The following is a 15,255-nucleotide window of genomic DNA, read 5'->3' as shown; positions in this document are numbered from 1 at the left end:
GTCACCGCCTCTCCCGCGGGGCCCGGAGCGCCGGGTGAGCGGCGGCCGGGGCGTGCGGCGGCGGGCGGGGCCGTTCTCCTCGGCGGCCGGTTCCTAGTCGTCATCGTCACCGTCACCGTCACCGTCATCGCCGTCGTCGGGCCCGCGGTGGTCGGCGCGGGCGAGTTGTGACAGGTGGGTGAGCAGGCGGGTCAGCGCCGGTCCGGCGGTGAACTTCCCGTGCCGTTCCGCGCCGGCCAGGTCGTCGACGATGCCGCGGATGCGGTCGGCCGCCTTGCGGTCGCCCCGATCCCTGTGGCCGTGACGCCCGTCGTCCCGGCCGAGCTCGGCGCGGAGGTCCTCGATGTCGTGGCGGGCCTTCTCCGCGACGCGAGGGTCGAGCCGTCCCTGGGCGACCGCCCAGCTCAGTCCTTGGGCGAGCTGGGCCAGCAGAACGCGCGGATCGTCCGACAGCCGCCTTGGCCCGACGGCCACCACGGAGTTCGGTGAGGGGACCGGCACGGCCGGGACGGACGCGGAAGGCGACGGCGACGGGGACGGGGACGGGGACGGGGACGGGGACGCCGACGGGGACGGTGACGCCTGCGGGGACGCGGGATCGGAGGCGGACGGCGAGCCCGCGGACGCGCCGGCGACCGATCCGGCGGTCGTGGGCGGCCCCGAGCCCGGGCGGAGGAACGCGAAGGCGAGCGCAGCGACGAGCGCGACCGCGACGCCGGCGGCGACGACGGGCGTCCGTTCACCGCGGCGGAGCGACCGCCACGCCTTGACCGCCGGCGAGCGCCCGGCATCGGTCTCGGCGATCGACCAGGTGCGGTGGCCGCCCCCGTCATCCGGCGGCAGGGAGGCCATGAAGCGCGTCACCGAGGGCTCCGCGGCGGATGGCGGCGTCGGCAGGGCCGGCGCGACGGTCGTGCCGGCGCCGGGAGGTGAGGCGTCCGCGAAGAAACCGGGGGCCGGAGCCCCGCCGAAGGAGCGGGGAAGCGGCACGGCGGTGGAGGAGCGGGGAAGCGGGACGGCGGTGGAGGAGCGGGGCGGCGAGGCGGCCGTGGAGGAGGCCGGAGGCCCGGTGAGGCGGTGGGCGACCTGGTCGGCGGCCAAGCGGGCATGGGGATCCTTGGCCAGCAGGCACATCAGCAGGTCGTCCAGGTCGGGGGGCACGTCCCGGCGCACTTCGCCCGGCGGCGTGGGCGGCACCTGGACGTGCTGGTACAGCAGCGCCGTCGGGACGTCCGCGCGGAAGGGCGGGTGCCCGGCCAGCAGCTCGTACAGCACGCACCCGAGCGCGTACATGTCGGACGCCGGGCCCGCCTCGCGGCCGAGGACGCGTTCTGGGGCGAGGTAGGCGCTCGTGCCGACGATCAGCCCGGTTCCGGTGAGCGCCGCCGCCTGGTCGGCCAGCCGGGCGATGCCGAAGTCGACGACCTTCACCGCTCCGTCCGCGGTGAGCAGCAGGTTGGCGGGCTTGACGTCACGGTGGACGACGCCGAGCCGGTGCGCGGCGGCCAGGCCGGAGGCGGCCTGCGCGCCGATGCTGATCACCTCGTCGACGCCGAGCCGTCCGGCGGCGGCGAGATGCCCGGCGAGGCTGTGTCCCTCGATCAGTTCCATGACGAGGAAGAGCCGGTCGCCGGCCTGGCCGAAGTCGTAGACGGAGACGACGTTGGCGTGGTTCAGCCGTGCGGTGGCCCGCGCCTCCTGCCGGAACCGCGTGGCGGCCGAGGATCCGACGGCCTGCGCCAGCAGCAGCTTGACCGCGACGGGACGGTTCAGGACCTCGTCGGTGGCCCGCCACACCTCGCCCATGCCTCCGCGGCCGAGAGGCTCGTCCAGCCGGTATCGAGCCGCCAGCAGCACGCGAACGCCTTCCTTCCCATGCCCGGCAGGCCGTCCGTCCCCCGAGGCCGATGGTGCGCGCCGTCGCGGCGGGGCCGTCCGGCAGCGCAGTGACGATCTTGAGCCGCCACGGCGTCCCAGGATACCGATCGAGGACGGCGGGGGAGCGGGTATGCCCGGAGCGCGGGACGCGGCGTACTGCCACGCCCGCGCCGCCCGCTCGACTCCCTGCCACGGGACGGGCGAGGCCGCGCGAAGGAAATGGCTTGACGTTGGATAGCCAACCTATCTAACGTGGGTCCCGGCGCTGACGCGATGACCGGATCTCCGGTCGCTCTCGCGAGGCCTTCTATTTGTCGATCTTTCTTGAATGTTCGATCTGGTGGAGGAGTGGACGACGATGGTCGCAGACCCCGGTTTCGCGCGGCGGATGTGGCATCAGCTGGAGCCGGTGCACGCGCCGTTCTGGTACGCGCCGGAGGTGTTCGACGAGGCGGCGGCCCTGGGATTCCCGGTGACCACCCGCTGGCCGAGCTACTTCGCCTGGCGGTCCGCGCCGCTGGGGGAGGCCTCCGCCGAACTGGTGGCCGCGACCTTCTACAGCTTCAGCCCGCGCACGGTCGCCGAGCACGTCCCGGCCGCGTGGACCGTCGCCTCCCCCGCGAAGGTGCTGGAAGCCCGCCTGCGCGCCGTGGACCGCATGTACCGGACGCTGCTCGGCGGCGACGCCGGCGCCCCCGGCGTCGCCGAGGCCGCGCGGCTGGCCAGAGAGGCGGCGGAGGCCGCGGGCATCGGGGGCCGCCCGCTCGCCGCCGCGAACGCCGCGCTGCCGTGGCCGGACGAGCCGCACCTGGTGTTGTGGCAGGCCATCGGCGTCCTGCGCGAACACCGGGGCGACGGGCACATCGCCGCGCTGGTCACCTGCGACCTCGACCCGTGCGAGGCGCTGGTCTCGCTGGCCGCGGTCGGCGGCGCCCCGCGCGAGGCGTTCGCCGCCCGCGGGTGGACCGCGCAGGAGTGGGACGCGGCCCGCGACCGCCTCGCCGCTCGCGGGCTGGTCGGCCCGGACGGCACGGCGACCGAGCAGGGCCACCGGCTGCGCGACACCGTCGAGCGGATCACCGACGACCTCGCGATCGAGCCGTGGCGGGCGATCGGCGGGGACGGGGCCGAGCGTCTCGCCGAGCTCACCACGCCCCTCCTGGTCGCAGCCCTGGAGTCCGGCCTGCTCCCCGCCGTCAACACCCTCGGCATCGGCAAGGTGGCGGCCCCGGCCCGCTGAGCCGTGCGCCGATCCGGGCGTCCCCGCGGATCACGGGCGCGGCTGCGAGAGGGGCGGCCACACGGTCAGCAGGCGGCCCTCCGCTTCTTGACCCCCTCGTGGGGGAGGCGGGGCGCGCCCTGGGAACGCCGTGGAGGTCTGGGCGTTGCCGGAGGACGCCGGGCGCGTGCCCTCCCAGTCGCGCTGGTAGGAGGCCCAGTCGGCGGCCGTGGCGGCGAAGTCCGCGTACAGCGCGACTCCGAAGCCCGGCCGGGCGTCCGTGCCGAGGCCGAGGCGCACGCCGCGCACGGCGGCGGCCACGGTCTCGGCGGAGGCGTGCCTGAGCAGGTTGTCGTCGTGGTAGGCGGGCAGTCCCATGACGAGCCGGGTGCCCGGCGGGACCGCCGCGAGGGCCAGCTCCGTCTGCCGCCTGACATATCCGGTGTACAGGGCCTCGGTCGGCTGCGCGGTGTCGTAGCTCATCACCGCCACCTGGTCCACCCGGCGGGCGACCTCGGTCAGATAACCGGGCGTCCACCACTTGGGATGCCCGAGCAGCGCGTTTCCGGCCAGGGCCACGCCGGGCAAGGGCTCGATGTGGTGGACGGACATCGACAGCACGCCCTGGCCGCGCGGTACGGCCGCGCGGGTGGCGTCGAGGAGCTCCAGCAGCCCGCGGTCGCCGTCGGGCGTCGGCTCGAAGTTGTAGTGCACCCCGTCGAAGCCGGCGGCCATCGCCTGTGTGGCCGAGCGCACCACGCCTGCCCGTACGGACGGCGAGGCCAGGTCGAGCTTCCCCGGGTCCACGAGCTGGCCGAGCCAGGCGTGCACGCGCAGCCCGGGGACGGCCCGGTGGAGCGCGCCGACCGCCCACGCGGCGCGCGGATACCGGGAGGCAGGCAGGGCGCCGTCGTAGTCGAGGGGACCGGCGTGCAGGTAGACGTCGCCGATGCCGCCGCCCCGGATCCGCCCGGCGAGCGCCGCCAACTCCGGCTCGCCGTTCCGCCCGTCCACCCACGCGTGCCCCAGCCACAGCGCGTCCTGGCCTGCGGGGTGGGGGCGCGGCGCCGGCGCGCCCGCACCGATCAGCAGGAGCCAGGCTCCGCTCGCCACGAGCAGCAGCGGCGGGACCGACAGCAGAACGACGGCGAGACGCCACCAACGAGCAACGTGCACGGCTGACATACAGGTATATAACCGGATTCAGCGGTCGATCGCGCCCAGGCGGCACGATGCGCCGGACGCTGCCGCGACGGCGGGCGGGGCGGCTGCCCACGGTGGGCGTGATGCTGAGACGCTCCTCCTATGCGGATCGACCTGCACGCGCACTCCACCGCCAGCGACGGCACCGACACCCCCGGCGCGCTGATGGCCGCGGCCGTCGCCGCCGGGCTGGACGTGGTCGCGCTCACCGACCACGACACGACGGCCGGCTGGGAGGCCGCCGAGGACGCCGTGCCTCCCGGCCTGACGCTCGTGCCGGGCGCCGAGCTGTCGGGGCGCTGGCACGGCGCCGAGTCGTCCGTCGGGCTGCACCTGCTGGCCTACCTGTTCGACCCCGCCCACGCGCCGCTGGCCAAGGAACTGGCGAGGGTCCGCCGGTCGCGTGACCTGCGCAGCGAGAAGATCGTCGCGTTGCTGAACGCCGACGGCATCGACGTCACGGTCCCCGAGATCCGCGCCCGCGCGGGCGGCGCCACGGTGGGACGCCCGCACATCGCCCAGGCGCTCGTCCGGCGTGGCCTGGTCGGCTCGGTCGACGAGGCGTTCGCGCCGGAATGGCTGGGCCGCCGCTACCGGCTGCCGAAGACCGACATCGACGTGTTCACCGCCGTGCGCCTGGTGGGCGAGGCGGGCGGGGTGTCGGTGCTGGCGCATCCGAGGGCCGGGCGGCGCGGCCACATCGTCCCCGACGCGCTGATCGCCCGCCTCGCGAAGGCCGGCATGTGGGGGGTGGAGGCCGACCACGGCGACCACACTCCCGGCGACCGTGAGCACGTGCGCGCGCTCGCCCGTGACCTCGGGCTGCGGGTCACCGGGTCGAGCGACTACCACGGCACGAACAAGACCGTCCGGCTCGGCGCCTTCACCACCGGCCGGGACGTGTACGAGGACCTGGTCGCCTCCGCCACCGGGGCCGCCCCCGTCCGCGGAGCCTGACCCGGGCGGCGGTGGCTTACAGGAGGTCGGCGGGGAGGGCGGCGTACTCTCTGCGCACGGTGGTGAGGAGCGGCTCGTCGACCGACAGGCCGGCGCCCTCGATGGCGCCGACGGGGCGCGGGCCGGCGGCGGCGTCGGTGACGAAGGCGGCGTCCATCGTGGCCAGCTCGTCGGTGTCGACGTCGGCGGCCTCGGACGGGACGCCCGCGCGGCGCAGCGCCTCGTCCAGCAGGCGCATGGTCACACCGTCGAGGCGGTCGGAGCGCGGCCACAGGACCCGGCCGCCCCGGATGAACCCGATGTTCCAGGTGGGCCCCTCGGTCACCTGGGAGCGGGCGTTGACGAACAGCACGTCGTCGTACCCGTTCGCCTGGGCGAAGCGGCGCTGCAGCAGCGCGCCGAACATGCCCGAGTGCTTGACCTCCGGCAGGTCGCGCTCGTACTCGGCGACGCCGAGCGCGGGAGGCCGCCGGTCGGCGGGGACGGGCCGGGTGGTGACCAGGATCTCGGGGTGCGCCTTCTCCGCCGGGCGCGCGAGATCCAGCTCGGGGTCGAAGACGGTCACCCGGACGACCGCAGGCGAGGCGGCCGCGGCCGCCGCGCGGCGGACCAGGTGGCGCACCCGGTCGAGGTCGAGCTCGACCCCGTGGACGACGCGGCAGTCGCCGAGCAGCCGGTCGAGGTGGAGTGACAGGCCGCGGACGCGCAGGTCCTCGACCCGCATGGTGGTGAAGTGCCCGTAGTTGTAGAGCGCCAGCGGACCCAGCTCGCCGGGGGTCACGGGGCGTCCGTTCAGCTCCATCATGCGGTCATCCTGGCACCTTCCAGTGTCCGTCCAGGCTCGGCGGCGTCCTTGTTCGCCCGAGGCGTGACGGTAGGGCGGAATCGCCCCGCCGCCGGGCGGCCGTCTCCGTTCCGAGGGCCGGGCGCCGCCCGCCGGGTACCGTGCGCGGCGGCCGTCCGCGATCTTCGCCGGCATGGCGTCCGACGGCGAAATGGTCTATACCAACAAAGCTTCCGCCGGCGGTCATGGTCTACACCAATAAGCGGTGGAGACGGCCTGTGGCAAAGGCTTGCCGCCTCGGCGTGGGGGCTGTGCGAAGGGAATTCACCGTGGCGGCCGTGGTCTATACCAATAATCGCGGCGCGCCCCGGGCGTCGGCCTTTGCCGGCGTGTCGATAATTGGTGTGCACCACGTCTCTTCGGGCCGGGAGTTTCCCCGGTCCGGGAGTCGTGCGGGGCGGTGGAGTAGACCTCTGTGGCTCGCCTAGCAGCGCGAACGCCTCTGAGAAGGGTGGGTGTCGTTTCCGTGGGACGAAAATAGGTAGAGTCCAAGAACAGGGGGGTAACCGTACGCCATTGGAGTCGTTGAAGGAGTCCCAGTGCCCAAATACGTATACGGGTTCACCGAGGGCAACAAAGATCTCAAGGACCTGCTCGGCGGCAAAGGCGCCAATCTCGCCGAGATGACGAACCTCGGCCTTCCCGTGCCGCCGGGGTTCACGATCACAACGGAGGCGTGCCGCCATTTCCTGACCGAAGGCGGGGTGCCGCAGGGGCTCTGGGACGAGGTCGGCGAGCACCTTCGCGCCATGGAGGACCGCATGGGCAAGCGCCTCGGCGCCGCCGATGATCCGCTACTGGTCAGCGTCCGCTCCGGTGCGAAGTTCTCGATGCCCGGCATGATGGAGACCGTCCTCAACATCGGCCTCAACGACGAGTCCGTCCACGGGCTGTCCGAGCAGGCCGGCAACGAGCGTTTCGCCTGGGACTCCTACCGCAGGCTCATCCAGATGTTCGGCAGGACCGTCCTCGGCATCGAGGGCGACCGGTTCGAGGACGCCATCGAGGACGCCAAGCGGCACAACGGCGTGACCAGCGACCTTGAGCTCACCGCGTCCGACTTCCACCACCTTGTGCAGACCTTCAAGGGCATCGTCAAGGACGAGACCGGCGGGGAGTTCCCCGCGGACCCGCGCGTGCAACTGCACATGGCCGTCGAGGCGGTCTTCGGGTCCTGGAACGCCCCGCGCGCGGTCGTCTACCGCCGCCAGGAGCGCATCCCCACCGACCTCGGCACGGCCGTCAACATCGTCGCGATGGTCTTCGGCAACCTCGGCATGGACTCCGGCACCGGCGTCGCCTTCACCCGCGACCCCGGCACGGGGAACCGGGGCGTGTACGGCGACTACCTGCAGAACGCCCAGGGCGAGGACGTCGTGGCCGGCATCCGCAACACGATCCCGCTGCAGCAGCTCGAGAAGATCGACGCCGGCTCCTACCACGCGCTCCTCGGCATCATGCGGACGCTGGAGAACCACTACCGCGACCTGTGCGACATCGAGTTCACGATCGAGCGCGGCAAGCTGTGGATGCTGCAGACCCGCGTCGGAAAGCGCACCGCGGAGGCGGCGTTCCGCATCGCGATCCAGCTCGTCGACCAGGGCCTCATCGACATGGACGAGGCCGTCGCGCGCGTCACCGGCGACCAGCTCGCCCACCTGATGTTCCCGAGGTTCGCCGGGCACGACGACCTCAGGCCGATCGCCAAGGGCATGAACGCCTCGCCGGGCGCCGCCGTGGGCAAGGCGGTCTTCTGCTCCGAGCGCGCCGAGGAACTGGCCGCCCAGGGCGAGGACGTCATCCTGGTCCGCCGCGAGACCACCCCCGACGACCTCGCCGGCATGATCGCCGCCCGCGGCGTGCTGACCAGCAGGGGCGGCAAGACCTCGCACGCCGCCGTCGTCGCCCGAGGCATGGGCAAGACCTGCGTGTGCGGCGCCGAGCAGCTCGACGTCGACACCAGGGAACGGCGCTTCACCGCCCCCGGCGGCGTGGTCGTCGAGGAGGGCGACGTCATCTCGATCGACGGCTCCACCGGCGAGGTGTACCGCGGCGAGGTGCCTGTCATGGCCTCGCCCGTCGTGCGGTACTTCGAAGGCACGGGCGACCTGTCCGACGACCTGATCAGCGCCGTGCACCGCGTCATGGTCCACGCCGACGGGCGGCGCCGTCTCGCGGTGCGGGCCAACGCCGACACCCCCGAGGACGCCGAGCGGGCGCGCAGGTTCGGCGCCGAGGGCATCGGGCTCTGCCGCACCGAGCACATGTTCCTGGGCGAGCGCCGCCGGCTCGTGGAGGATCTGATCCTCGCGGTGTCCGGCGAAGAGCGGAAGGCGGCCCTGGACGCGCTGGAGCCGCTGCAGAAGTCCGACTTCGTCGGCATCTTCGCGGCGATGGACGGCCTGCCGGTGACGGTCCGCCTCATCGACCCGCCGTTGCACGAGTTCCTGCCCGACATCACCGCCCTGTCGGTGAAGGTCGCGCTGGACGGCGACGGCGCCTCCGGCCGCGACCGCAGGCTGCTCGCGGCGGTCAGGCGCCTGCACGAGGAGAACCCGATGCTCGGCCTGCGCGGCGTGCGGCTCGGGCTCGTGATCCCGGGACTGTTCGCCATGCAGGTGCGGGCCATCGCCCAGGCGGCGGCCGAACGCCGCGCCGCGGGCGGCGACCCCCGGGCCGAGATCATGATCCCGCTGGTCGGGGCGGTGCAGGAGCTGGAGCACGTCAGGGACGAGGCGCTGCGGATCCTCGCGGAGGCCCAGGTCGAGGCGGCGATCGGCACGATGATCGAGGTGCCGCGCGCGGCGCTGACCGCCGGCCAGATCGCGGAGGCCGCGCACTTCTTCTCCTTCGGCACCAACGACCTCACCCAGATGACCTGGGGATTCTCCCGGGACGACGTCGAGGGCGCCTTCTTCTCGCGCTATCTCGACCTGGGCATCTTCGGGGTCTCGCCGTTCGAGAGCATCGACCGCGAGGGCGTCGGCAGGCTGATGACCATCGCCGTGAAGGAAGGGCGGGCGACCCGCCCGGATCTCAAGATCGGCATCTGTGGCGAGCACGGCGGCGACCCCGAGTCGGTCCGCTTCTGCCACGAGATCGGCCTGGACTACGTGTCCTGCTCGCCGTTCCGCGTCCCCGTCGCCCGCCTGGAGGCGGCCCGCGGCGCGGCGGCCCGCGGCGAGTGCGACTCCCGCTGACCCGCTCCAGGGCGGCGCCGGCCGGTCGGCCGCCGGCCGGAGCCGCTCGCCCGGCGAGAGCGACAGGAGCCGTCCGGCCCCCGGGGCGCCGCCGCCCCTGAGGTGCCACGCCGTCCCCGGGGTACCGCCGTCCCCGGGGTACGGCGCCGCCCCTCGGGGTGGCGCGCCGCCCCGGGGGCCGGCCGTTTCGGGCAGGGGGGGAGGAATGCGGGACAGGGGTCCGGTGGGGTACGGCAGGGGGCGTCTGACCTGCGGGGGAAGACGAGATGCGCCGGACATCGTGAGTTTCCTGCATGTTTGTCATGCACTACCCGTAGCGGGGGTAGCATCCCGGCTACCGATGACAGGCTACGACGACTTCGATCAGGCCAGATGGGTGCCGGAACCTCCCGGCAACCCCGAGCGCAGCGCGTTCGAGCGCGACCGGGCGCGGGTGCTGCACAGCTCGGCGCTGCGGCGGCTGGCCGCCAAGACGCAGGTCGTCGGTCCGGGGGAGATCCCCGACCACGGCCGCCACATCCCGCGCACCCGGCTGACCCACTCCCTTGAATGCGCGCAGATCGGCCGAGAGATGGGCAAGTCGCTCGGCTGCGATCCCGACCTGGTGGAGACGGCCTGCCTCGCCCACGACCTCGGCCACCCCCCGTTCGGGCACAACGGCGAGACGGCGCTCAACGAGCTGGCGGCCCGCTGCGGCGGCTTCGAGGGCAACGCCCAGAGTCTGCGGCTGCTGACCCGCCTTGAGGCCAAGGTCCTCACCGGCGACGGCCGCAGCGCCGGTCTCAACCTCGCCCGCGCGACGCTCGACTCGTCGCTGAAGTACCCGTGGACCGCGGCCCACGGCCCCAAGTTCGGCGTCTACCCCGACGACCTGCCCGTCTTCGACTGGGTCAGGCAGGGTGCGCCCGAGGAGAGGGTCAGCTTCGAGGCGCAGGTCATGGACTGGTCCGACGACGTGGCCTACTCCGTGCACGACCTGGAGGACGCCCTGCACTCGGGGCACCTGCGCCCGCAGATGCTGTTCGACCCCGGCGAGCGGCGCGAGGTGTGCGAGCGCACCCTCAAGTGGTACGCGGGCGACTCGTGCCTGACCGAGCTGGAGGAGACGCTGGCCGGCCTGGTCGCCGAGCCGTTGTGGCCCGAGCGCTTCGAGGAGACCATGGCCGACCTGGTGGCGCTCAAATCCTTCACCAGCGCGCTGATCGGCCGGTTCTGCCTGTCGGCGCAGGAGGCCACGATCGAGGCGTACGGCCAGGGGCGCACCCGGTACGGCGCCGACCTCATCGTGCCGAGGGCCACCCGGCTCGAGTGCGCGCTGCTCAAGGGGGTCACCGCGCACTACGTGATGTCCCGCGAGGACCACCACGCCAACCAGGCGCGCCAGCGCGACCTGATCGCCGAGCTGGCGTCCATGATCATGCTGGGCGCCCCGGGGACGCTGGAGCCCGCGCTGCGCCCGGCCTTCGCGGGCGCGGCCGGCGACGCCGCCCGGCTGCGGGTGGTGGTCGACCAGATCGCCTCGCTCACCGACGGCAGCGCCGTCGCCCTGCACCGCTCGCTCAGCTCCCGCCACTGACGCTCTGTAAGTTACACGGCCGCGCGGCGGCGGCCCGGCAGGTGAGCTGGGCGAAGGCCGGACGCCGGCGCGCCGGCTCGCCCGGGGCCGTTGCCGGGCCGCGAGCGCCGATCTAGCGTCGAAGACGATCGTGACGTCGTGATCTTCCTGTCCACGGTGCCGCGCCGCGACCCGTCGCGGCGGGCTCCGCCATGCCGAGACGCGGATGGACGATCACATGCCGAGGTTGAAGACCTTCATCATGGGGGCGGTGGCGGCGCTGGTCATCGGGGGCGTCGCGCCGCTCCCGGCGACCGCGACCGCGACCGCGACTGGGACGGCGGCGGCGACGGCGGCGGCGACCGGCGACGGCTCGCCGACCGACGCCAACATCGCGTTCACCGGCCGCTGGGACACCAGGAACGCGGCGGCCTACACGCCGTACTGGGCGGGCGCCTACTTCACCACCGGCTTCACCGGGACGACGGTCAAGCTCAAGCAGCGCAACGCCATCGACCTGTACTACAGCATCGACAACGGCCCGTTCGTCTACCGCACCAACGTCAGCGGCACGGTGAACCTCACTCCGACGCCACTCCAGCCGGCCGGCCACACGCTGCGCGTCTCCTACCGCGTCGTCGCCGGGTCCTACCACGGAGACGCGGTGTTCCAGGGCCTGATCCTGGACCCGGGCGCGAGCACGTTCCGCGCGAACGTGCCCTCGACGCTCCTTGAGTTCATCGGCGACTCGATCACCGTGGGGACCACCACCTCGAAGAACGCGCTGACGGCGTACGGCTGGCTCGTCGGCGAGCGGCTCGGCGTGCGGCACACGCAGATCGCCCAGGGCGGCGCCTGCCTGGTGGCCACGGCGGACGGGTGCGTGGGGCTGGAGCGGCGGTTCCTCAAGCTGAACCCCAACGCGGACACCCCGGACTGGGACTTCTCCCGCTACCAGGCGCACGTGGTCGTCATCAACCTCGGCACCAACGACTCCGGCCACGGCGTGCACACCCCGGAGTTCCAGGCCTCCTACACCAATCTGCTGCGCCAGGTGCGGGCGAAGTACCCCTACGCCACGATCTTCGCCATGGAGACCTTCCGCATGAAATTCGTGGCCCAGACCCAGGCCGCGGTCAAGACGCTCAACGACGGCGGCGATCCCAACGTCTTCTACGTCAACACCGAGGGCTGGCTGACCAGCGGCGACCTCAGCGACTCCGTGCATCCGAACGACGCGGGGCACGTCAAGATCGCGAATCGCCTCGCCCCGATCATCGCCGCGCGGATCGGCGCTCCCTGAGCGGCGGCCGGCACGCCGGGGCCGGGCGGCGGGTCCGCCCGGCGCCTCGCTCGCGGCGGGGGCGTCAGCCGGTGGTGACGGCGTCGGGCTCGCCGGTCTGGGTCGGGACCGGGGTGGGCTTCTTCTTGACCGGCTTGGAGGCGCACAGCGTGCGGCAGGCGGGTGTGGCGCCCACCCGGGCGCGCACGGAGGCGACCTGCTCGGCCGGGGAGAGCGTGGGGTTGCCCTTCAGCCACGCGTCCAGGTAGGTCCACGGGTCGACCATCCCGCGGCGCACCCACCAGTACCGGGAGGCGGTGGACCAGGACACCGAGAAGTAGAGGTTGGCGCCCCGCCCTCTGGCGTCGCCGGAGTCGCCGACACGCCCGAGCGTCTGGCCCGCGGCGACGCGCGTGCCCGGCCGGACGCCCGCCTCGACCGCGTCGAGGTGGCCGCCGAAGTAGCGCACGCCGTCGTCGCCGAGCACGGACACGAACCGGCCCTCGCGATCGGCCCCGTGGTCGGTGGAGGCCTTCCAGCGGTCCCGGGTGCTCACCTCGTGCACGACCCCGGCGACCGGCGAGACGTACGCGCAGCCCTTGCCCGCCCAGATGGTGGTCTTGGGCAGGACGAGCTGCTTGCGGGCGTAGTCCACCCGGCATCCGCGCACGGGGAAGACGTAGCTGAACCGGGACAGCCTCGGCGGGGGAACGCGGACGGGGGCGTCGCCTCGCGGCGGCCTGACGTCGCCGGAAGCCCCCGGGGACGCCGAGGGGGTCGGCTTCAGGGTGGCGGCGTCGATCTCCGTGCCCCCCTGGCCGGCCGAAGGGGTGGGGAGCGCGTCCGCCGCGCCCGTGGCCGCCACGTCCTGCATCGGCGGCGCGGGTGGCAGCGTGCTGATGCCGGGCACTCCGCCCGGGGCCGCGCAGGCCGCGGTGACCAGCACCGCCGCTCCGATGACGGCCAGTCGCCCCGATCGCATGATCCCCACCCGCTTGACGTTACCGATATGAGCGTTCCCTTTGTAACCGACCTTCGCCGCCATCACGACTTATTCGCCGAAAATCCCCCATCTTGGACGGCTTTCGTCGGTAACGGACAGGTCACGCGGACGTGGCGCGGTTCGTCCGCGTCCCCGGAGGGCGGCGCCCGTCGGGGCAGGCGAGGCCGCCGGTCCCGGCGGACGCCGGAGCGAGATGCCGGCGGCGAGTCGTAGACTCGCGGCGTGGCAGGGCGGATCAGTGACGAGGACATCGCGCTCGTGCGAGAGCGCTCGATGATCGCCGACGTCGTGGGCGAGCACATCCAGCTTCGCAACGCCGGCGGCGGCAATCTCAAAGGCCTGTGCCCCTTCCACGAAGAGAAGTCCCCCTCGTTCAACGTCACCCCCTCCCGCGGCTACTGGTACTGCTTCGGCTGCGCCGAGGGCGGCGACGTCATCACCTTCGTCCGCAAACTGGAGCACCTGTCCTTCGCCGAGGCGATCGAGCGGCTGGCGCAGCGCGCGGGCATCCAGCTCCGCTACGAGCAGGGCGGGTACGTCCCCGGGCGCGAGCAGGGCGAGCGCAGCCGCCTGATCGAGGCCCACCGGGCCGCCGCCGAGTTCTACGTCTCCCAGCTGGAGACCCCCGAGGCGGCGCCCGGCCGCCGGTTCCTGTCCGAGCGGGGCTTCGAGCGGGTCGACGCCGAGCACTTCGGGGTCGGCTACGCCCCCACCGAGTGGGACCGCCTGGCCCGCCACCTGCTGGGCCGCGGGTTCACCACCAACGAGCTGATCAAGGGCGGCCTGGCCAGGGAAGGCCGCCGCGGCCCTGTCGACCGGTTCCGCGGCCGGCTGGTCTGGCCGATCCGCGACATCACCGGCGACGTGATCGGCTTCGGCGCGCGCAAGCTGCTCGACAACGACGACGGGCCCAAGTACCTCAACACCCCCGACAGCCCGATCTACAAGAAGAGCACCGTCCTGTACGGCATCGACCTGGCCAAGCGCGAGATCTCCAAGCGCTCCCAGGCCGTGATCGTCGAGGGGTACACCGACGTGATGGCCTGCCACCTGGCGGGCGTGCCCACCGCCGTCGCCACCTGCGGCACCTCCTTCGGCGAAGAGCACATCAAGGTCCTGCGCCGGCTCCTGCTCGACCAGGACGAGTTCCGCGGCGAGGTCGTCTTCACCTTCGACGGCGACTCCGCCGGCCAGAAGGCCGCGCTGCGCGCCTTCGCCGACGAGCAGAAGTTCGTCACCCAGACCTTCGTGGCGGTGCAGCCCGACGGGCTCGACCCGTGTGACCTGCGGGTCAAGCACGGCGACGCCGCCGTCCGCGACCTGATCGCCGCCCGCGAGCCGCTGTTCGCGTTCGCGATCCGCAGCGTCATCTCACGCTACGAGCTCACCACCAACGAAGGCCGCCTCGCCGCCCTGGACGCCGCCGCCCCGCTGGTGGCCGGCATCAAGGACTCCGCGCTGCGCGGCAGGTACGCCATCGACCTCGACCGCTGGCTCGGGTTCATGGACGAGCGCATGGTGCTGCGGCGCATCCAGGAGGTCGGCGGCCGGTCGGGAGGCCGCGCGGCGCCCGAGAGGTCCGCGAGGCCCGGCAGGCGGGCGAGCGCGCCCCCTCCCGCCGATCCCGCCGACCCCGCGGTCCGCATCGAGGCCGAGGCGCTGAAGCTCGCCGTGCAGCGCCCCGCCCTCATGGGCCCCGAGTTCGACGCGCTGGGGCCCCAGGCGTTCACCGTGCCCGAGCACGTCGCCCTCTACGACCTGGTCATCACGGCGGGCGGCACGGTGGCGGGCGGCCCCGGCGGCCGCGAGTGGGTCGACACGCTGCTCGCCGCCACCGAGGACGACGGCCTGCGCGCCCTGGCGACCAGATTCGCGGTCGATCCCGTTCGGGCCGACCTCGCGAGCGAAGAGCGCTACGGCCAGGCCGTGCTGGCCCGGCTGGCCGAGATCGCCGTGACCCGCGCGCTGGTGCAGATCAAGGCCAAGATGGAGCGCCTCAACCCCGTTGAGCAGCAGCAGGACTACAACCGGCTCTTCGGGGAACTGGTCGCGCTCGAACAACAACGGCGCGTGTTAAGAGAACGCGCGGTCGGAGCGTAATTTACCTTACTTTC

General features: G+C 73.2%; 10 protein-coding genes. 6 read left to right on the top strand and 4 right to left on the bottom strand.

All coding sequences use genetic code 11. From position 1 onward, the window contains the following. Nucleotides 1–93: 93 nt before the first annotated feature. Entirely contained in the window at nt 94–1,857 is a 1,764-nt protein-coding gene (locus ACFO60_RS00720) for a serine/threonine-protein kinase (protein WP_380835660.1), read from the bottom strand. A 349-nt stretch (nt 1,858–2,206) separates the two neighbouring features. On the opposite strand from ACFO60_RS00720, the gene ACFO60_RS00715 reads away from it, so the two are divergent. Beyond that, nucleotides 2,207–3,118: an SCO6745 family protein gene (locus tag ACFO60_RS00715; protein WP_380835658.1), complete on the top strand. Its 912-nt coding sequence runs from the start codon at nt 2,207–2,209 to the stop codon at nt 3,116–3,118. Between the two features lie 30 nt (nt 3,119–3,148). Here ACFO60_RS00715 and ACFO60_RS00710 read toward each other — a convergent pair whose 3' ends face one another. Then, nucleotides 3,149–4,282, bottom strand: a complete 1,134-nt coding sequence (locus ACFO60_RS00710) for a glycoside hydrolase family 18 protein (RefSeq protein ID WP_380835656.1) — start codon at nt 4,280–4,282, stop codon at nt 3,149–3,151. Between the two features lie 120 nt (nt 4,283–4,402). Between ACFO60_RS00710 and ACFO60_RS00705 the strand changes: the two genes are divergently transcribed. After that, nucleotides 4,403–5,257, top strand: coding sequence for a PHP domain-containing protein (locus ACFO60_RS00705; RefSeq protein ID WP_380835654.1), 855 nt, complete (start codon nt 4,403–4,405; stop codon nt 5,255–5,257). Nucleotides 5,258–5,273: 16 nt separating this feature from the next. Here the strand turns inward: ACFO60_RS00705 and ACFO60_RS00700 are convergent, their stop codons facing one another. After that, complete coding sequence (locus ACFO60_RS00700; protein WP_380836416.1) at nt 5,274–6,059, bottom strand: aminotransferase class IV; 786 nt, start codon at nt 6,057–6,059, stop codon at nt 5,274–5,276. A gap of 581 nt (nt 6,060–6,640) precedes the next feature. Between ACFO60_RS00700 and ppdK the strand changes: the two genes are divergently transcribed. The 3 genes from ppdK to ACFO60_RS00685 all read left to right on the top strand — a co-directional run bounded on the left by ppdK (nt 6,641) and on the right by ACFO60_RS00685 (nt 12,159). Beyond that, nucleotides 6,641–9,301 (top strand): pyruvate, phosphate dikinase, encoded by a 2,661-nt coding sequence (ppdK, locus tag ACFO60_RS00695; RefSeq protein ID WP_380835653.1) that lies wholly within the window; start codon nt 6,641–6,643, stop codon nt 9,299–9,301. A 340-nt stretch (nt 9,302–9,641) separates the two neighbouring features. Beyond that, nucleotides 9,642–10,877 (top strand): deoxyguanosinetriphosphate triphosphohydrolase, encoded by a 1,236-nt coding sequence (locus ACFO60_RS00690; RefSeq protein ID WP_380835652.1) that lies wholly within the window; start codon nt 9,642–9,644, stop codon nt 10,875–10,877. Between the two features lie 217 nt (nt 10,878–11,094). After that, the gene (locus ACFO60_RS00685; RefSeq protein ID WP_380835651.1) at nt 11,095–12,159 is read left to right on the top strand and encodes an SGNH/GDSL hydrolase family protein; all 1,065 of its coding nucleotides are present in this window, start codon (nt 11,095–11,097) and stop codon (nt 12,157–12,159) included. Between the two features lie 64 nt (nt 12,160–12,223). Here ACFO60_RS00685 and ACFO60_RS00680 read toward each other — a convergent pair whose 3' ends face one another. Next, a complete protein-coding gene (locus tag ACFO60_RS00680) occupies nt 12,224–13,120 on the bottom strand; it encodes a M23 family metallopeptidase (protein WP_380835650.1) in 897 nt (298 codons plus the stop codon). A gap of 243 nt (nt 13,121–13,363) precedes the next feature. Between ACFO60_RS00680 and dnaG the strand changes: the two genes are divergently transcribed. Further along, nucleotides 13,364–15,241, top strand: a complete 1,878-nt coding sequence (gene dnaG / locus ACFO60_RS00675) for a DNA primase (protein ID WP_380835648.1) — start codon at nt 13,364–13,366, stop codon at nt 15,239–15,241. Nucleotides 15,242–15,255 lie beyond the last annotated feature (14 nt).

Origin of the sequence: Sphaerisporangium dianthi (assembly GCF_042654065.1) — a bacterium.
GTDB lineage: Bacteria > Actinomycetota > Actinomycetes > Streptosporangiales > Streptosporangiaceae > Sphaerisporangium > Sphaerisporangium dianthi.
The sequence above is the reverse complement of the archived record's forward strand: the minus strand, read 5'-3'. Positions and strand labels throughout refer to the sequence as shown.